Genomic DNA, 17,444 nt, shown 5'->3' on the forward strand with positions numbered 1-17,444 from the left:
ACACATGACCAGCGACAGGCGCTCGATGTACGAGCGGATGACGGCCGGTGACCCCTACATCGCCGACGACCCCCAGATCGCCGCTGCGAGCACCCGTGCGCAGGCGCTGTCGCACCGCTACAACACCATGGACCCCACCGACGGCGCGGCCCGCCGCGCGGTGCTGGAGGAGCTGCTGGGCGCGTTCGGCGCGGGCAGCGAGATCCGCCCGCCGTTCCACTGCGACTACGGCCGGCACACCACGGTCGGGTCGCGCACCTTCGCGAACTTCGGCCTGGTCTGCCTGGACGTCGCCCGGGTCACCATCGGCGACGACGTGCAGCTGGGCCCGAACGTCCAGCTGCTCACCGCGACCCACCCCCTCGAGGCCGGCCCCCGGCGGGACAAGTGGGAGTCCGCCGAGCCGATCGTGATCGAGGACAACGTCTGGCTCGGCGGCGGCGTGATCGTCTGCCCCGGTGTCCGGATCGGCGCGAACACCGTCGTCGGTGCCGGGTCCGTGGTGACGCGTGACCTGCCCGCCGACGTCGTCGCGGTCGGCAGCCCGGCTCGGGTCGTCCGGCCGCTCCCGTGACCACCACCATCAGGCCGCTGCCGTGACCACTGACGCCCCCGAGGAGCACGACCGGCCGGTGCGGCGGCACGACCCCGACCGACGGCAGCGGATCGTCGAGGCGACCGTCGACGTGATCGCCGAGCACGGCGTCGCCGGCACCACCCACCGGCTGATCGCCGCGGCCGCCGACGTCCCGCTGGGCTCGCTGACCTACCACTTCACCGGCCTGGACGACCTGCGCGCGCAGGCCTTCGCGCTGCACGCCGAGCGGATGGCGCTGAAGTACGAGGCGCACTTCGCCGAGGTCGCCAGCGTCGCGGACGTCGTCGACGCGGTGACCGACCTGGTCCACGCCGATGCCGACGCCGACGACCGCGACTGGGCGGTCGCCTACGAGCTCTTCCTCGCCGCGCTGCGCGACCCCGGGCTGCGCACGGTCACCGAGTCGTGGATGCGCCGCAGCCGCAGCGTGCTGGAGCGGTTCGTCGACCCGACCACCTCCCGCGGGCTGGACGGGCTGATCGAGGGCCTGGTCATGCACAAGGTCCTCTCCACCCGGCCGGTCTCCCGCGCCGAGACCCACGAGATCATCGCCCGGGCCGTGCGCCCCACCACCCCCCAGGAGCTCCCGCGTTGACCAGCACCGACGTCCGCCGGTCACCCGACCCGGCGCGGGTGACCACCGCCATGCGGGCGGTCTACACCGCCTTCATCGGCGCGGGGTTCGCCTTCGCCAGCTGGGCCAGCCGGATCCCCCAGGTGCGGGACCGGCTCGACCTCGACCCGGCCGCGCTCGGCCTGGTGCTGCTGGCCATCGCGGCCGGCTCGGTGATCGCCCTGCCGCTGGCCGGCACCCTGATCGGGCGGATCGGCTCGCGCGCCACGGTGATCGTCATGGCGCTCGTGCTGGCCGCGGCGATGGTCGTCATCGCGGTCGGCTCGGTCACCTCGGTGGCCGTGCTGACGGCCGGACTGTTCGTGATGGGCCTGTCCAACGGCGCCTGGGACGTCGGGATGAACGTCCAGGGCGCCGTGGTCGAGCGGCACCTGGGCCGGGTCGTCATGTCCCGCTTCCACGCCGGCTTCAGCCTGGGCACGGTCGCCGGGGCGCTCCTGGGGACGGCGATGGTCGCCCTCGACGTGCCGGTGCCGGTCCACCTGGCCGGGGTCGCGGTGCTGGTCGCGGCGGTCGTGCCGCTGACCACCCGGGGCTTCGTCCCCGACGTCGACACCGACGCCGACGGCGTCCCGACCGAGCAGGTGAGCGCACTGGCTGCCTGGCGGGAGCCACGCACGCTGGTCATCGGCGTGGTCGTGCTGGCCTTCTCCTTCGCCGAGGGCGCCGCCAACGACTGGCTGGCGGTGGCGTTGATCGACGACCACGGCACCTCGGCGACCGCCGGCACGCTCGGGTTCGCCCTGTTCCTCACGGCGATGACCCTGGCCCGCTGGTTCGGCGGCTCCCTGCTGGACCGGTACGGCCGGGTGCCGGTGATCCGGCTGCTGGCCGGGCTGGCCGTCGTCGGCCTGCTGCTGTTCGTGTTCGGCTCCCCGCCGGTCGCCTTCCTCGGCGCCCTGCTCTGGGGCGCGGGGGCGTCGCTGGGCTTCCCGACCGGGATGAGCGCCGCGGCCGACGACCCGGCGAAGGCCGCCGCGCGGGTCAGCGTCGTCGCCTCCATCGGCTACTGCGCCTTCCTGGCCGGGCCGCCGCTGATCGGGCTCCTCGGGCAGCAGGTCACCGTGCTGCGCGCGCTCACCGTCGTCGCCGTCCTGCTGGGCGTCGCCGTCCTGGTCGCCGGCTCGCTCCGCCCTCCGGCCGGGGTGGTCCCGGACCCGGACCGGACGCCGGAACAGCGGGTGTGACCGCCTCCGCAGCCACCCCAGTGGGCAGAGCCCGCCGGGACCGGTGAGGATCGGGGGGTGACGAGCACCGCCCCACCGCCGAAGTCCGCGACCGCCCCGCCCACGGACGCCTGGGGCATCGACGCCAGCTGGCTCGACGCCCTCGACGAGGAGCACACCGTCGCGCAGTCGACGATCGACCGGCTGCGGGAGGTGATCGGCACCCCACCCGCGGACCTGCCGGACCGCGCCCCGATCGTCGCCCGGCCCGGGGACGCCCTGGAGGTCGACCTCGCCGACGTCGAGTGCGAGGACGGGCGGACCCGCCAGATCGACGGCGAGCTGCCCGAGGACTTCCCGCTCGGCTACCACCGGCTGCGCACCCCCGACGGCCGGGAGCGCCGGCTGATCGTCTCCCCCGGGCGCTGCTGGCTGCCCGAGGGCTGGCGGGCCTGGGGCTGGGCGGTGCAGCTCTACGCCACCCGCGGCCGGGAGAGCTGGGGCATCGGCGACCTCGGCGACCTGCGCACCGTGCGCGAGCTCGCCCAGGCACAGGGCGCGGGCTTCGTGCTGGTCAACCCGCTGCACGCGGTGGCCCCGACGCCGGGCCAGGAGGACAGCCCCTACCTGCCGGCCACCCGCCGGTTCCGCAACCCGGTCTACCTGCGGATCGCCGAGGTGCCCGGCGCCGACGCGGTCGACGTGGAGGCCGACGCCGGGCGGGCGCTCAACGACGGCGAGCTCATCGACCGCGACGCCATCTGGGCGCTCAAGCGCCGGGTGCTCCAGCGGGTCTTCGACGCCGGGGTCGACGAGGGTCCCTTCCGCGACTGGTGGTGGCACGAGGGCCAGCCGCTGATGGACTGGGCCACCTGGTGCGCGATCGCCGACGAGCACGGCCCCGACTGGCACACCTGGCCCGAGCCGCTCCGCGACCCCCGCGGCGCCGCGGTGGCCGACTTCGTGGCCGGCCACGACCGGGAGATCGCCTTCCACGCCTGGCTGCAGTGGCTGCTCGACGTCCAGCTGCGGGCGGCCACCGAGGGCACCACCGTGATCCAGGACCTGCCGATCGGGGTGGCCGGCGGCGGTGCGGACGCCTGGGCCTGGCAGGACGTGCTGGCGCAGGGCGTGAGCGTCGGCGCCCCGCCGGACGCCTTCAACAGCCAGGGCCAGGACTGGGGTTCACCCCCGCTGGTGCCCTGGCGGCTGCAGGCCGCCGACTACGAGCCGTTCATCCAGTCGATCCGGGCGACCATGGCCGGCGCCGGCGGCCTGCGGGTCGACCACGTGATGGGCCTCTTCCGGCTGTGGTGGGTGCCGTCCGACGGCTCCGCCGCCGAGGGCGCCTACGTCCGCTACCCGCACGAGGACATGCTCGACATCGTCGCGCTGGAGAGCCACCGCGCGCAGGCGATCGTCGTCGGCGAGGACCTGGGCACCGTCGAGGACGGCGTCCGGGAGGCGATGGCCGAGCACGGGATCCTCTCCTACCGGCTGCTGTGGTTCGAGGACGACGAGCCCGCCCAGTGGCCGGCCGAGGCGATGGCCGCGATCACCACCCACGACCTGCCGACGGTGGCCGGGCTGTGGACCGGGTCGGACCTGGCCGAGCAGCGGGAACGCGGGCTGGGCACCGAGGAGGAGCTGCTGCGCGGCCGCGCCTCGCTGCTGGAGCACCTGGACTTCATCGCCGAGGACGCCACCCCGGCGGAGGCGGTGGAGGCGGCCCACCGGCAGCTGGCCACGGCGCCCTCGACCCTGCTCTCGGCGACGCTGGACGACGCGCTCGCCGAGGAGCGCCGGCCGAACATGCCCGGCGCGAACGAACGGCCCAACTGGTGCCTGCCGCTGCCGGTGCCCACCGAGGAGCTGGCCGCACACCCCGGCGTCCAGGCCGTCGCGGGCGTGCTGAACGCGGGGCTGCACCCGGTCACCACCAAGGGCAAGGTCAAGAGCGGGAAGCGCAGCAAGAGCACCGGCCGGAGCACCCGCACCAAGCACAGGTGAGCCGAGACCGGGCTGGTGGCTGCCTCGACCCTCGCGAGACAGCCACCAGCCCGTGGTGATCACCGCCGGGGCACGCGCCCCGGTCGTCATCAGCTCTGGATGAACTCCAGCAGGTCGGCGTTGATGGTGGCGGCCTGGGTGGTCGGCATGCCGTGCGGGAAGCCGGCGTAGGTCTTCAGCGTCCCGTTCGGCAGCAGCTCGGCCGACAGCGGAGCGGAGTCCGCGTAGGGCACGACCTGGTCGTCGTCGCCGTGCATGACCAGCACCGGCACCGTGATCTTCTTCAGGTCGTCGGTGAAGTCGGTCTGGGAGAACGCGACGACGCCGTCGTGGTGGGCCTTGACCCCGCCCGTCATCCCCTGGCGCCACCAGTTCTGGATCAGCCCCTCGACCGGTTCCACGCCCGGCCGGTTGAACCCGTAGAACGGCCCGGCCGGCAGGTCGCGGTAGAACTGCGCCCGATTGGTGGCCACCTGCTCCTGGATGCCGTCGAAGACGCTCTGCGGCAGCCCGCCGGGATTGGCGTCGGTCTGCACCATGATCGGCGGCACCGCGCTGATCAGGACCGCCTTGGCGACCCGGTCCTCGCCGTGCCGGGCGAGGTAGCGGACGACCTCGCCGCCGCCGGTCGAGTGGCCCACGTGCACCGCGTCGTGCAGGTCGAGGTGGGCGGTGAGCGCGGCCAGGTCGTCGGCGTAGTGGTCCATGTCGTGCCCGTCGGCGACCTGGGTCGAGCGGCCGTGCCCCCGGCGGTCGTGCGCGATGACGCGGTAGCCGCGCTGCACGAAGAACATCAGCTGGGCGTCCCAGTCGTCCGACGACAGCGGCCAGCCGTGGCTGAACACGATCGGCTGACCGGTCCCCCAGTCCTTGTAGTACGTCTCGATGCCGTCGTGGTCCAGGACGGGCATGGCGTCTCCTCCATCGGTGCTGCGGTGGGTGGCGGTCAGCACGCTAGGGACGACGACGCCCCGGGACTGTGCCCTCGGTGCCCGGTGCTGGCCCCTGGGTGCCGACCCACCCCGGGGCGGACCCCCTTCCCCCGCAGCCGGTCGGGGCGACAGGATGTCGGCGCCCGCGGCAGCGTCGCCGACCACCCGAACAGGGAGGCGCGATGGTCACGCTCCTGGACAGCCGGCAGCTCACCGGCGCCGACCGCCGCCCGGCCGCGGTGGTCGCGCGACTGCAGGCCGGCATGAGCTCCCGGGTGCGGCTGCGCGAGCCGGCAGCATCCGTGCAGGTGCGGCTGGACGCCTGGCAGCTCGGCGGACTGCCGGTGCTGCGCGCCGACGTCGTCGGCCCGCTGGTGGTCAGCCGCCGCCGACCCCCGGCGGACACCCCGCCGGTGCTGTCGCTCTACGTGCAGGAGCGTGGCACCGGCCAGCACGAGCAGGGCGGACGACGCCGCGCACTGCCGCCCGGCAGCCTCACGGTCACCGACGTCACCTCCCCGTACGACTTCTGCTGGGGCGGCACCGAGGGTGCGGGCAGCGCCCTGCAGGTCCCGGTCGCCCGCCTCGGGCTGTCGGTGGACGTCGTGCGGCGGGCGGCGCCGTACGCGCCGGAGAGCCCGCTGTACGAGCTGGTCCGGGCGCACGTCGCCCAGGTGACCCGGGACGCCGAGCGGCTGGCCGCCGACCCGGGGTGGCCGGCGCTGTCCGTGGCCACCGTCGAGCTGGTGCGGGCGCTCCTCGTCTCCGCCGACGGCGCCGGCGGGACGGTGCCGGGTGAGAGCCTGCTGCCCCGCATCCGCACCTGGGTGGGCCAGCACCTGACCGACCCCGACCTCGACGCCGCCCGCATCGCGGCCGAGCACGCGGTCAGCGTCCGCCAGCTCTACCGACTGTGCTCGGCGGCCGGGTTCAGCCTGGAGCAGTGGGTCATCGACCAGCGCCTGGAGGGCGCCCGCGCGGAGCTGGCGCGACCCGGCGGCCGACCGATCGCCGCCGTCGCCCGGTCGTGGGGCTTCGGCGACCCGTCGCACTTCAGCCGCCGGTTCCGCGCCGCCTTCGGCACCACACCCCGGGAATGGCGCGCCCAGCGCCCGCCCACCCCTTCCGGCGCCCCCGCCCCCGCCCCCGCCCGCACTGAGTGACAGCTGAGCGGGGATCCCGGCGCCGGGAAGCCCGCTCAGCTGCCACTCGGCGCGAGCAGGGCGCTGGTCGAACGTGTGTTCGATCTCGTGCGAGGATGAGCGGGTGGCCGGGGGGATGCAGCGCGGGCGGCACGGCGGGTCGCTGGCCGACCGCGCCGCCCGCTCCGGGGTGCCGGCTCCCCCACCGGAGCCGCCTGCCCCGCCGGAGCCGCCTGCCCCACCGGAGCCGCCTGCCCCACCGGCTGCCGAGGCCCGACGTCCGGCGGGCACCGGGCACGGCCGGCACTGCTGGGTGCAGGACCCGCCCGACGCACCCGGCACCTGGCCGGGGCTGCTGGTGGAGTGGCGGCAGCGGGAGGACGGCTGGCACGGCCGGGTCGCCTACACCGTCGTCGGCGCGCACGGCCCGGTGCTGGTCGAGGCCTGGCTGCCCGCTGGGCAGCTCAGCCAGGGCTGACCCCCTACCGTGCGCGGCATGACGGAAGAGCAGGATCAGCCGGTCGTCCGCGCCCAGGGCCGGCCGGACGGCAGGGACCTGCCGGTCATCGGGGCCCCGCCGCACCCCGGGGATCACCACCCCGGCTTCGGCGTCCGGTGGGTCGAGGGCGGCGCCCTCCTCGCGGTGACCACCTGGGGCAGCAGCAGCCATCCCACCGTGCCCCGGACCGCGCGGGTGCAGGACGGCGAGCTGACGCTGACGATCGGCCGGCGGGAGACCGCCCCGCTCCCCCCGGGCTCCGTCGACGTGATGACCGCGGACCTGGCCTCGCACACGACGCTGATCGAGCCGCCGGCCGGGCTGGACCCGCACACGCGGACCCGGGTGCACGTCGGCGAGCAGACCGTGGAGCTGCCCCCCGTTTGAGGGGACGCCGCCACGGGATACCGGGGAGGGGGAGCCGCCCGGAGCCGCCGGGCCACGAGAGCGGAGGACGCGATGACCAGCCCGCACGACGAGCCGACGCTCGACGACGTGATGACCCCCGAGGAGCCGGCCCCCCGGGACCGCACCGAGCACGCCAAGGACCCGCACCTGTCCGACGAGGTGCTCGAGCACCGCACCGAGCTCGAACGCCAGGCGGTGCAGTCCGACGACGCTGACCCGGCCGGCGCCTACGAGCACGACGCCACCGAGGGCTGAGCAAGCAGGGCCTGAGCCGACCGGCTCCGACGAGGGCGGCGCACCCGGGACCACCCGGGGCGCCGCCCTCGTCGCGTCCGGGTCAGGGCGTCCGGGTCAGGGCTGCAGCGAGCGGGTGCGGCCGAGCGCACCGGTGAGCACCAGGGCTGCGAGCGCACACCCGCCGGCGAGCAGCACGACCCCGGGCCAGCCGGCGTCCTGCCAGGCCCGGCCGGCCAGCGTGCCGCCCACCGAGGAGCCGACGTAGTACCAGAACGAGTACAGCGAGGCCGCCTGACCGACCGGTCGGCCGCCCAGCTGGGCCCGCGCCGCGACCCAGCCGCTGGCCACGCCGTGGGCGGCGAAGAACCCGACGGTCAGCACGCACAGCCCCAGGACGACGCACCACAGCGGCGTCGGCAGGGTCAGCGCGATCCCCGCCGCCATCAGCGCCACGGCGCCGGGCACCACCACCCGCCGTCCCAGCCGGTCGGCCAGCCAGCCGGCGGTCGGTGAGCTCGCCGAACCGAGCAGGTAGGCCAGGAACACCAGCCCGGCCACCGCGGGCGTCAGCGAGTAGGGCTCGGACTCCAGCCGGAACGTGCCGGCGTTGTACACGGCGACGAACCCGCCCATCAGCAGCGCGGCCAGCCCGTACAGCGCCAGCAGCGCCGGGTCGGTGAAGGCCGCGCCCAGCTGGCGGAGCAGCCGCCCCTGCCGGAGCAGCGGGGTGAACCGGCGGGCGGGGGGCAGCAGCAGCCGGACGGCGACCGCGCAGCCGACGGCCACCACGGCCGCACCGCCCAACGCCGTCCGCCAGCCGCCCAGCTCGGTGAGGACACCGGTGAGCAACCGGCCGGACAGGCCGCCGATCGCGGTGCCGCTGACGTAGAGCCCGATCGCCCGCGAGCTCATCGCCGGGTGCAGCTCCTCGCGCAGGTAGGCCACCGCCACGGCGGGCAGTCCGGCCAGGGCGAACCCCTGCAGCCCGCGGAGCACCAGCAGCGCCTCCCACCCGGGGGCCAGCGCGATCAGCACCGCGAGCAGTGCCGCGGCGGCGAGGCTGGCGTGGAGGATGCCGGTGCGGCCGCGGCGGTCCGACAGGGGCCCGAGCACCAGCAGGCCCACGGCCAGCGCGGCGGTGCTGACCGAGATGACCAGGGTCGAGGCCGCCGGGGTCACACCGAAGGAACGGCTGAACTCCGGCAGCAGCGCCTGCGGGGCGTACAGGCTGACGAAGACGGCGATGCCGGCGAGGAAGACGGCGGTCGCGGCCCGGCGGAAGGCGGGCTCACCGGACCGGTGGCCCGGCCACTCCCCCGTCGTCACGCCCGGGAGCCTGCCCGTGTGGAGCTCGGCACCCAGCGCGGGGGGTCAACAGGCCTGCTCGTCCACCAGCTCGGCGGCCCGGGAGTCCAGCGCCTCCTGCGCCACCCCGGCGTCGTCGAACGGCACGGGGGCACCGTCGTCGGTCAGCGTGGTCTCGTGGCCGCGACCGACGACGAGCACCACGTCCCGGCTGCCGGCGGCCGCCACGGCGGCGGTGATCGCCTCCCGGCGGTCCAGCACGGTGTGCACGGTCGCGGTGCTGCCGATCAGCCCGACCCGCAGCTCCTCGACGATCGCCTCCGGGCGCTCCCCGTGACTGCCCTCGTTGGTCAGCCACACCACGTCCGCGGCGCGGGCGGAGACGCCGAGCCCCTGGCGCTTGTACCGGTCGCGGCGTCCGCGTGCCCCGAGCACCAGGTGCACCTGGCCGCCGGGGCCGGTGAGGTCGCGGGCGGTCTGCACGGCGGCGGCCAGCGCCCGAGGGGTGTGGGCGTAGTCGACGACGACGAGCGGCCCACCCGGCTCGCGCAGCAGGGTGTTGCGCCCCGCCGGTGCCGCGGTCGCGGCCAGGCCCGCGGCGATGGTCTCCGGCGCCAGCCCGAGCGAGCGACCGGTCGCCCAGGCGGCGGCGATGTTGCCCACGTGCACCCGGCCGACCAGCGGCGAGCAGACCCAGTGCCGCCCGCCGTCGTCCTCGACGACCAGGCTGGTGCCGTCCGCGCCGGTGCGCCAGGCCAGCACCCGGACGTCGGCCGGCTCCCCCGGCCGGGTGGCCACCCGGGTCACCGGCACCCGCGCCTGGTCGGCCAGCCGGCGTCCCCACGGGTCGTCGACCACGACGACGGCGCTGTCGGTGCGCTCCGGGGTGAACAGCAGCGCCTTGCTCGCCCAGTACTGCTCGATCGTGCCGTGGTGGTCGAGGTGGTCCTCCTCGAAGCCGGTGAAGACCGCCACCTCGACGTGAACGGCGTCGACCCGGCCGACGTCCAACGCGATCGACGACGCCTCCACCACCGCGCTGGTCGCGCCTGCGTCGAGCATCCAGCGCAGCAGCCCGTGCAGCTCCGGCGCCTCCGGGGTGGTCAGCCGGGTGCCGCGGGTCCGACCCGCCACCCGTGCGCCGAGTGTGGTGACCACTCCAGCGCACTCGCCGGCGGCCTCGAGCACGCCGCGCACCAGCGTGCTGGTCGTCGTCTTGCCGTTGCTCCCGGTCACGCCGACCAGCCGCAGGTGCTCGGCGGGGTCGCCGGCCAGCAGGGCGCCCAGCGGCCCCAGCAGCGCGCGGACCGACGGCACCAGCAGCTGCGGTGCGTCCAGCGGCAGCGGCCGGTCGACGAGGAGCGCGGCGGCGCCGCGGGCCAGGGCCGACTCGGCGAACCGGTGTCCGTCGCTGTGCGCCCCGCGCACGCAGGCGAACAGGCAGCCGGGGGTCACCGCCCGGGAGTCGGTGACCAGGTCGTGCAGCAGCAGGTGGTCCTCGCCGCCGGAGCGGACGACGGGGCCGGCGGCCACGGTGCGGGCACGGGACTCGACGGATGCCCAGGGCACCGCGGGGGGCGACACCCGGCCGACGGTAGGCGAGGGACCGACACTCGGCAGCACGAGATCCGGTGGCGCGCCACCGTCCCCCTCGCCGACACGCGGGGCGAGCTGGTTGGCTACGGACGTGCCGCAGCTGACCGCCGAGGACGTCGCCTGCTGGGTGCTGAAGAGCAGCCGGCCGCCGGAGGCGCTGCTCCCCGACTGGCGGCCCGGCGCCGTCGCCGTGCTGGACCGGTGCGTCCGGCCCTCCTACCGGCTGACGCTGATGACCCCGGGCCGGCCGTGCCTGCTGTGGGTGAGCGGCCGCGACCGGCCCGGGGTGCACGCCCTCGGTGAGCTGGCCGGGCCGGTGGACGCCGCGGCCCCGGGCGGGCCGGCGGTCGCCGTCCGGTGGACCCGGCTGGCCCACCCGGTGGACCGGGCGGACCTGCTGGCCGACCCGGCGACCCGCTCGGCGGAGGTGCTGCGGATGCCGGCGGGGAGCAACCCGTCGTGGCTGTCGCCCGGCCAGTACGCCGCCGTGCTCACCCACGCGGGGGTCACCGCCTGACCGAGCTGCTCAGGCGCCCCGGGGCGCGTACATGATCAGTGCGACGCCGAGCAGGCAGACGAGCGCACCGGCGACGTCCCAGCGGTCGGGCCGGAAGCCGTCGGCGGCCATCCCCCAGAGCAGCGACCCGGCGACGAAGACCCCGCCGTAGGCGGCGAGCACCCGGCCGAAGGCGGCCTCCGGCTGCAGCGTGGCGACCATGCCGTAGAGCGCCAGCGACACCATCCCGATGCCCACCCAGAGCCAGCCGCGGTGCTCCCGCAGGCCCTGCCAGACGAGCCAGGCGCCGCCGATCTCCAGCAGGGCGGCGAGCACGAAGAGGGCGATGGAGCGGATGGTCACACCGGCCAGTCTCCCGGTCGCACAGCCTGGGCTGGGACCATGGCTCACCGTGACGGACAGCCGGTACCGCTGGGGCGGGCTCGCGTGGGTGCTGACCCTGCAGTTCTTCGTCGTCGAGGCGATCGCGGCGCTGCAGTACGAGGGCTACTCGTACTCGGCGAACGTGATCAGCGACCTGGGGACGGCGACCTCGCCCGACCGGCTGCTGATGAACGCCTCCTTCGTCCTGCAGGGGGTGCTGATCATCGCCGGCGCGCTGCTGCTGCGACCGGGGCTCTCCGGCACGGGTGGCCGCCTGGCCCGCCCGGTGCTGGTGGTGGCCGGGCTCGGGGTGCTCCTGGTCGGGCTCTTCCCCTCCGACGGCAACACCACGGTCCACGCGATCGCGGCCGGCGCGCACTTCCTCGGCGGCGGGATCGGGCTGATCGCGATGGCCTACGGGGTGCGGCCGCGCTCGGAGGCGCTGGGCACCACGCTGGCGCTGCTCGGGCTGGTCGGCGTCATCGCGACGATCTTCTTCGCCTCCGCCGTCTTCGTCGGGCTGGGCGAGGGCGGCATGGAGCGGGTGGCCGGCTACGTCGTGCCGCTGGGCCTCGCCCTGGCCGGTGCGGTGCTGTGGCGGCAGAAGGACGGCTGGCTGGCGCTGACCAACCCCGACGGGACGCCGAGCCGCCGCCAGCTTCGCGAGGACGCCCGGCTGGAGCGGGCTCGGCGGGCCGCGGAGCGGGACGCCGCCCTGGAGGCTGCGGCCCGCCCGGCCCCGGGCGCGAGCACCGCAGGCACCACGGCGGACGAGTCCGACGACTTCGACCCCGACGACCCCTGGGCTCCCCGGCGGGGACGATCCGCCGACCGCTGACCGGCCGGGCGGGCAGGGGCGGCCACCCCGGCCCGTCCGCAGCCCGGCGCGGGATGGCCGTCCGCGTGCCGGTGCCGGGGGCTCAGCGGGTCAGCAGCACCCGCAGGTCGAGCAGTCGCAGTCGCAGGTCAGTGCGGACATGAGCAGTCACCTCCCTCCTCCGACGGGCACCAGGTGCCGGGGAGCGGCTCGGGACACCCCGGGGCCGGCAGGGCGGCGGCCATGGCCGCCATCTCCGCGCGCAGCTCGGTCAGCCGGGTGATCTCGGCGTCGACGTCGGCCAGCCGGCGACGGAGCAGGTCGGCGGCCGGCTCGCACGGGCAGTCCCCGGTGTCCCGGACGGCGAGCAGGTGCCCGATGTCGACCAGCCGCAGCCCGAGGCGCTGCGCACCCTGGATGAACCGGAGCCGGTCGACCGCGCCGGTGTCGTAGTCGCGGTAGCCAGCGGCCGTGCGGGCGGGAGGAGGCAGCAGCCCGACCCGCTCGTAGTAGCGGATCGTGTCGGTGCGCACCCCCACCGCGCGCGCCAGGTCAGCGACCCGGAGGCCTCGGGGAGCCGTCGTCGTCATGTCCCGGGACGCTAGGGCTTGGACCCGGGTCCAGGGTCAAGCCCGACCGCGGCCGGTCACGAGCAGCAGGCGTCGGCGCCCTCGGGGGTCAGCGCCGCCAGCGTGGCCAGCGCCTTCACCGGCCCGGCCAGGGCCTCGCAGCACAGCGCGTAGACGTTGCTGCGGCCCTTCGGGGTGATCGTGACCAGCCCCTGCTCGCGCAACGGCGCCAGGTGGTGGCTGACCAGGGTCTGACTCATGCCGGCGGCGTCGGTCAGCTCCCGCACCGTGCGCGGGCCCTCGGCCAGCAGCAGCAGCAGGTGCAGCCGGTTCGGGTCGCCGAGCGCCTTGAGCTGCGGGGCGAGCAGGCGGGCACGGTCGGCGGGAGAGGTCAGCTCGTCGACGTCGAGCAGTCGCACGTCCAGGTCCTGGCGCATGCCGACCAGTCTGCCACACGATGGTTGTTGTCAACAGCGTTCGCTGTTAACGTGCCTCGACGTTGGACGGACCACCGACGAGCGAGGACGTGAGCACGGCATGAGCGCGTACACGACGAACGACCTGCCGGTCGTGGTGATCGGCGCCGGCCCGGTGGGCCTGGCCGCCGCCGCACACCTGCTGGAGCGGGGGCTGGAACCACTGGTGCTGGAGGCCGGGGACCACCCCGCGGCCGCGGTGCGGGCCTGGGGGCACGTGCGGCTGTTCTCCCCGTGGGAGTACGACGTCGACGACGCCGCCGTCCGGCTGCTGGAGCCGACCGGCTGGGAGTCCCCCGACCGGACCGCGTTGCCCACCGGCACCGAGCTCGTCGAGCGGTACCTGGCGCCCCTGGCCGCGACGCCGCAGCTGGCCGGCCGGGTCCGCACCGGCACCCGGGTGGTCGCGGTCAGCCGGGCCGGGGTGGACAAGACCCGCACCGTCGGGCGGGAGGGCCGGGCGTACGTGGTGCGCACCGTCGTCGGCGGTCGGGTGCAGGACCTGACCGCCCGCGCGGTCGTCGACGCCTCGGGCACCTGGGGTCAGCGCAATCCGCTCGGCGCGGCCGGCCTCCCCGCGATCGGGGAGGAGCAGGCCGGCGACTGGCTGGTCGGGCCGTTGCCCGACGTGCTCGGCCGGGACCGCGCCCGGTTCGCCGGGAAGCACACCTTGGTGGTCGGCATGGGCCACTCGGCGGCGAACACGCTGCTGGCCCTGGTGGAGCTGCAGCAGAGCGAGCCGGGCACGCGGATCAGCTGGACCATCCGTGGCCGCTCCCCCGCCCGGCTCTACGGCGGTGGTGACTCCGACGGGCTCCCCGCTCGCGGGCTGCTCGGATCGACGCTGAAGGCCGCCGTCCAGGCCGGGCACGTCGAGCTGCACCGCGAGGTCACCTGGACCGAACTCGCACCGACCGGTGACGGCCGGCTGCGCCTGCTCGGCACCGGCCGGGACGGCGCCCCGCTGGAGCTGGCGGTCGACGCGGTGGCCGCCGCGACCGGCTTCCGCCCCGACCTGGACCTCCTGCGTGAGGTGCGGCTCGACCTCGACGCCGCCCTCGAGGCCCCGGCCCGGCTGGCGCCGCTGATCGACCCGAACTCCCACTCCTGCGGCACCGTGCCGCCGCACGGGCACCGCGACCTGGCCCACCCCGACGAGGGCTTCTACCTGGTGGGCATGAAGTCCTACGGGCGCGCGCCCACGTTCCTGCTGGCCACCGGCTACGAGCAGGTGCGCTCGATCGCCGCCGCGCTGGCCGGGGACACCGAGGCCGCGGACTCGGTGCAGCTGCACCTGCCCTCGACCGGCGTCTGCAGCACCGACCTGGGCGACCGGGAGGCCGCCGAGTCCGCCGGCGTCGGCTTCCCGACCGGCAGTGCCCACGGGTGGTCGGCCGAGGAGCCGGACGCGGCGAGCTGCTGCGGCGCGGCCCCGCAGCCGGTCGGTTCCGGGGCCTCCTCCCCAGGCCGGTGACCCCCTCACGCCCGTCAAGAGGTCACCGGGCCGCCAGCCGCAGCCGGGTGGCCCGGTAGGCGATCCCCACGGCGAAGACCGCGGTGCCGGCGACCACGGCCTGCCACGGCAGGGTCGCCACCAGCACCAGGCAGCCCACCAGGCCGAGGACCTGCAGCGCCCGGGGGAACCGGCGGTGCTCGCCGTCCTGGGTGAACGCCGCGGCGTTGGCGACGGCGTAGTAGAGCAACACCCCGAAGGAGGAGAAGCCGATCGCGCCGCGCAGGTCGACGGTCAGCACGAGCAGACAGACGACGACGCCGACGGCCACCTCGGCCCGGTGCGGCACGGAGAAGCGCGGGTGCACCGCGGCCAGGTACCGCGGCAGGTCACCCTGCCGGCCCATCGCCAGGCTGGTCCGGCCGACGCCGGCGATCAGGGCCAGCAGCGCGCCGAGCGCCGCGGCGGCCGCGCCGATCCGCACCACCGGCCCGGCCCAGTCCCAGCTGCCGGCGGCCACGGCGGCGGCCAGCGGTTCGGCGGTGGCCGCGACGCCGTCGGCGCCCAGCGTCGTCAGCAGCGACACCGCGACCACCAGGTAGACCGCGACGGTGAGCCCCAGCGCCAGCTGGATCGCACGCGGGATGGTCCGCGCCGGGTCGCGGACCTCCTCGCCCATGGTCGCGATGCGCGCGTAGCCGGCGAAGGCGAAGAACAACAACCCGGCCGACTGCAGCACCCCGAGGACGCCGCCCTCGATCGCCCAGTCCCCCGACGCCGTCCGGCCCGACGGATCGCCGAGCAGCATCGCGGCGACCGCGACGGCCAGCGCGGCCAGCACGACGGTGACGATCACCCGGGTCAGCCCGGCGGTGCGGGTCACGCCGCGGTAGTTCGTCGCGGTGAGCGCGAGCACCGCGGCCACCGCGACCGGGCGCTGCCAGCCGGCCGGCGCGGCGTACGCGGCGAAGGTGAGCGCCATCGCCGCGCAGCTGGCCGTCTTGCCGATCACGAACCCCCAGCCGGCGAGGAAGCCCCACCAGTCCCCGAGCCGCTCCCGCCCGTAGACGTAGGTGCCACCGGAGGCGGGGTACTGCGCGGCGAGCTGGGCCGAGGCGGTGGCGTTGCACCAGGCGACCACGGCGGCGATCGCCAGCCCGATCAGCAGGCCGGCACCGGCGGCCTGCGCGGCCGGGGCGAAGGCGGCGAACACGCCCGCCCCGATCATCGAACCCAGCCCGATGCCGACGGCGTCGCCGGTGCCGAGCCGGCGGGACAGACCCGGTCCGGCGCTCACCGCAGCACCAGGCCTGGCGCGCGACCATGACGTGGGTCACAGTGGATGCCCGACCCCACGGGAGGACGAGGATGCGCCGCTGCCTGATCGTCGCCAACCAGACCCTCACCACCGACACCCTCAGCGCGGCCGTGGAGGAGCGGGTCGCCGCCGAGACGCACGAGTTCCACGTCGTGGCGCCGGCCACCCCACTGGACGACCAGTGGACGTCCCCAGCGCCTACCGGCACCTGGGCCCCGCTCCGGCCGACCGCGCCTACGCGCTCGCGGCGCAGCGCCTGGACCACGCCCTCGACCAGCTCGGGTCGCTGGGGGCCACGGTCACCGGCGAGGTGGGAGACCCGGACGCCCTGGAGGCGGTCCGCACCACGCTGCGCCACTTCACCGCCGACGAGATCATCGTCTCCACGCTGCCCCAGGGGCTCTCGCGGTGGCTGCACCGCGACCTCCCGTCCCGGCTGCGCAAGGTCACCGGCGTCACGGTCACCCACCTGGTCGCCGCTCAGGGGGCCGAGGCGACGACCTGACCGGGGGCCGCGTCCCCGGTCCCGCACGGACGACCGGCTCATCGCTGGCGCAGGCCGACGCCGAGCTCGGTGGCCAGCGACCGCACCTGCCGGGCGATGTCGTCCCGGACCAGCCGCGTCCGGGCCATCCCCTCGATGCCGCGCGCGGAGGGCTCGTCGACGTCCCAGGTCAGGAAGCGGGTGCCGGGCACCGGCACCACCCGGGCCTCCCGGCCGAGGGTGACCACGACGTCGGCGTCCCGCACCAGCTGATCGGTGAGCGGCTTGGGACGCTCCGCGGTGATGTCGATGCCGACCTCGGCCAGGGAGTGCGCGGACTCCTCGTCGACCGCCTCACCCGGTGCCGTCCCGGCGGAGCGCACCTCGACGGCGTCCCCGGCCAGGTCCCGCATCAGACCGGCGGCGAGCTGGGACTTGCCCGCGTTGTGCACGCAGACGAACAGCACCTGGGGTCGGCCGGTCACGGCGCGACCGGCACCTGGAGCTCGGTGATCAGCCCCCGGATGCGCGTCTCGATCTCGTCCCGGATGGGGCGCACGGACTCCACGCCCTTGCCGGCCGGGTCCTCCAGCGCCCAGTCGAGGTACCGCTTGCCGGGGAAGACCGGGCAGGCGTCCCCGCAGCCCATGGTGATCACCACGTCGGAGGCCTCGACGGCGTCGGTGGTCAGCACCTTGGGCCGCTGGTCGGAGATGTCGATGCCGACCTCGGCCATCGCGGCCACAGCCGAGGGGTTGACCTGGTCGCCGGGCACCGAACCGGCCGAGCGCACCTCGACGCCGTCGCCGGCGAGGTGACGGAGCCAGCCGGCGGCCATCTGGGAACGGCCGGCGTTGTGCACGCAGACGAACAGGACGCTGGGGCGGTCGTTCACGGGTGTCTCCTCGTTCAGGGGGCTG

The 17,444-nt window shown here is 75.7% G+C and carries 21 protein-coding genes; 12 read left to right on the forward strand and 9 right to left on the reverse strand.

From position 1 onward, the window contains the following. The first annotated feature begins 4 nt into the window (after positions 1-4). From O2W20_RS17730 to malQ, 4 genes are read left to right on the forward strand one after another with little or no spacing between them, the layout of a single operon-like run. Positions 5-574, forward strand: a complete 570-nt coding sequence (locus O2W20_RS17730) for a sugar O-acetyltransferase (protein ID WP_269171847.1) — start codon at positions 5-7, stop codon at positions 572-574. Positions 575-596: 22 nt separating this feature from the next. Next, a complete protein-coding gene (locus O2W20_RS17735; RefSeq protein WP_269171846.1) occupies positions 597-1,193 on the forward strand; it encodes a TetR/AcrR family transcriptional regulator in 597 nt (198 codons plus the stop codon). Beyond that, positions 1,190-2,419 (forward strand): MFS transporter, encoded by a 1,230-nt coding sequence (locus O2W20_RS17740; protein WP_269171845.1) that lies wholly within the window; start codon positions 1,190-1,192, stop codon positions 2,417-2,419. Before O2W20_RS17735 ends, O2W20_RS17740 begins: the two co-directional genes overlap by 4 nt. Before the next feature lie 57 nt (positions 2,420-2,476). After that, the gene (gene malQ / locus O2W20_RS17745) at positions 2,477-4,408 is read left to right on the forward strand and encodes a 4-alpha-glucanotransferase (RefSeq protein ID WP_269171844.1); all 1,932 of its coding nucleotides are present in this window, start codon (positions 2,477-2,479) and stop codon (positions 4,406-4,408) included. An 89-nt stretch (positions 4,409-4,497) separates the two neighbouring features. Here malQ and O2W20_RS17750 read toward each other — a convergent pair whose 3' ends face one another. Beyond that, a complete protein-coding gene (locus O2W20_RS17750; protein WP_269171843.1) occupies positions 4,498-5,319 on the reverse strand; it encodes an alpha/beta fold hydrolase in 822 nt (273 codons plus the stop codon). 203 nt (positions 5,320-5,522) lie between these two features. Here O2W20_RS17750 and O2W20_RS17755 point away from each other — a divergent pair, with 203 nt between their 5' ends. The 4 genes from O2W20_RS17755 to O2W20_RS17770 all read left to right on the forward strand — a co-directional run bounded on the left by O2W20_RS17755 (position 5,523) and on the right by O2W20_RS17770 (position 7,644). Continuing rightward, positions 5,523-6,503, forward strand: coding sequence for a helix-turn-helix domain-containing protein (locus tag O2W20_RS17755; RefSeq protein ID WP_269171842.1), 981 nt, complete (start codon positions 5,523-5,525; stop codon positions 6,501-6,503). A 103-nt stretch (positions 6,504-6,606) separates the two neighbouring features. Next, positions 6,607-6,960 (forward strand): hypothetical protein, encoded by a 354-nt coding sequence (locus tag O2W20_RS17760; RefSeq protein ID WP_269171841.1) that lies wholly within the window; start codon positions 6,607-6,609, stop codon positions 6,958-6,960. An 18-nt stretch (positions 6,961-6,978) separates the two neighbouring features. Further along, the gene (locus O2W20_RS17765) at positions 6,979-7,368 is read left to right on the forward strand and encodes a hypothetical protein (RefSeq protein WP_269171840.1); all 390 of its coding nucleotides are present in this window, start codon (positions 6,979-6,981) and stop codon (positions 7,366-7,368) included. A gap of 72 nt (positions 7,369-7,440) precedes the next feature. After that, positions 7,441-7,644: a hypothetical protein gene (locus tag O2W20_RS17770; RefSeq protein WP_269171839.1), complete on the forward strand. Its 204-nt coding sequence runs from the start codon at positions 7,441-7,443 to the stop codon at positions 7,642-7,644. A 96-nt stretch (positions 7,645-7,740) separates the two neighbouring features. Here O2W20_RS17770 and O2W20_RS17775 read toward each other — a convergent pair whose 3' ends face one another. Further along, on the reverse strand, positions 7,741-8,952 hold the full coding sequence (locus O2W20_RS17775) for an MFS transporter (protein WP_269171838.1): 1,212 nt from the start codon (positions 8,950-8,952) through the stop codon (positions 7,741-7,743). Positions 8,953-8,997: 45 nt separating this feature from the next. Continuing rightward, positions 8,998-10,515 (reverse strand): Mur ligase family protein, encoded by a 1,518-nt coding sequence (locus O2W20_RS17780; protein WP_269171837.1) that lies wholly within the window; start codon positions 10,513-10,515, stop codon positions 8,998-9,000. A 103-nt stretch (positions 10,516-10,618) separates the two neighbouring features. Here O2W20_RS17780 and O2W20_RS17785 point away from each other — a divergent pair, with 103 nt between their 5' ends. Beyond that, on the forward strand, positions 10,619-11,044 hold the full coding sequence (locus tag O2W20_RS17785; RefSeq protein ID WP_269171836.1) for a hypothetical protein: 426 nt from the start codon (positions 10,619-10,621) through the stop codon (positions 11,042-11,044). A gap of 9 nt (positions 11,045-11,053) precedes the next feature. Here O2W20_RS17785 and O2W20_RS17790 read toward each other — a convergent pair whose 3' ends face one another. Further along, positions 11,054-11,386 carry a YnfA family protein gene (locus O2W20_RS17790; RefSeq protein WP_269156815.1) on the reverse strand — a complete coding sequence of 111 codons (333 nt, stop codon included), beginning with the start codon at positions 11,384-11,386 and terminating at the stop codon, positions 11,054-11,056. Between the two features lie 49 nt (positions 11,387-11,435). On the opposite strand from O2W20_RS17790, the gene O2W20_RS17795 reads away from it, so the two are divergent. Then, positions 11,436-12,245 carry a DUF998 domain-containing protein gene (locus O2W20_RS17795; protein WP_269171835.1) on the forward strand — a complete coding sequence of 270 codons (810 nt, stop codon included), beginning with the start codon at positions 11,436-11,438 and terminating at the stop codon, positions 12,243-12,245. 128 nt (positions 12,246-12,373) lie between these two features. Here the strand turns inward: O2W20_RS17795 and O2W20_RS17800 are convergent, their stop codons facing one another. After that, positions 12,374-12,814: a MerR family DNA-binding protein gene (locus tag O2W20_RS17800; protein ID WP_269171834.1), complete on the reverse strand. Its 441-nt coding sequence runs from the start codon at positions 12,812-12,814 to the stop codon at positions 12,374-12,376. Between the two features lie 56 nt (positions 12,815-12,870). Continuing rightward, on the reverse strand, positions 12,871-13,230 hold the full coding sequence (locus O2W20_RS17805; protein WP_269156817.1) for an ArsR/SmtB family transcription factor: 360 nt from the start codon (positions 13,228-13,230) through the stop codon (positions 12,871-12,873). A 100-nt stretch (positions 13,231-13,330) separates the two neighbouring features. Here O2W20_RS17805 and O2W20_RS17810 point away from each other — a divergent pair, with 100 nt between their 5' ends. Next, complete coding sequence (locus O2W20_RS17810; RefSeq protein WP_269171833.1) at positions 13,331-14,743, forward strand: FAD-dependent oxidoreductase; 1,413 nt, start codon at positions 13,331-13,333, stop codon at positions 14,741-14,743. Positions 14,744-14,765: 22 nt separating this feature from the next. Here the strand turns inward: O2W20_RS17810 and O2W20_RS17815 are convergent, their stop codons facing one another. Then, entirely contained in the window at positions 14,766-16,019 is a 1,254-nt protein-coding gene (locus O2W20_RS17815) for an APC family permease (protein WP_269171832.1), read from the reverse strand. Between the two features lie 202 nt (positions 16,020-16,221). Here O2W20_RS17815 and O2W20_RS17820 point away from each other — a divergent pair, with 202 nt between their 5' ends. Beyond that, positions 16,222-16,545, forward strand: coding sequence for a hypothetical protein (locus O2W20_RS17820; RefSeq protein WP_269171831.1), 324 nt, complete (start codon positions 16,222-16,224; stop codon positions 16,543-16,545). 38 nt (positions 16,546-16,583) lie between these two features. Here the strand turns inward: O2W20_RS17820 and O2W20_RS17825 are convergent, their stop codons facing one another. Then, positions 16,584-17,009, reverse strand: a complete 426-nt coding sequence (locus tag O2W20_RS17825) for an arsenate-mycothiol transferase ArsC (RefSeq protein WP_269171830.1) — start codon at positions 17,007-17,009, stop codon at positions 16,584-16,586. Next, positions 17,006-17,419, reverse strand: a complete 414-nt coding sequence (locus tag O2W20_RS17830; RefSeq protein ID WP_269171829.1) for an arsenate reductase ArsC — start codon at positions 17,417-17,419, stop codon at positions 17,006-17,008. Before O2W20_RS17830 ends, O2W20_RS17825 begins: the two co-directional genes overlap by 4 nt. Positions 17,420-17,444 lie beyond the last annotated feature (25 nt).

Source organism: Modestobacter sp. VKM Ac-2982, from assembly GCF_026967935.1.
Lineage (GTDB): Bacteria > Actinomycetota > Actinomycetes > Mycobacteriales > Geodermatophilaceae > Modestobacter.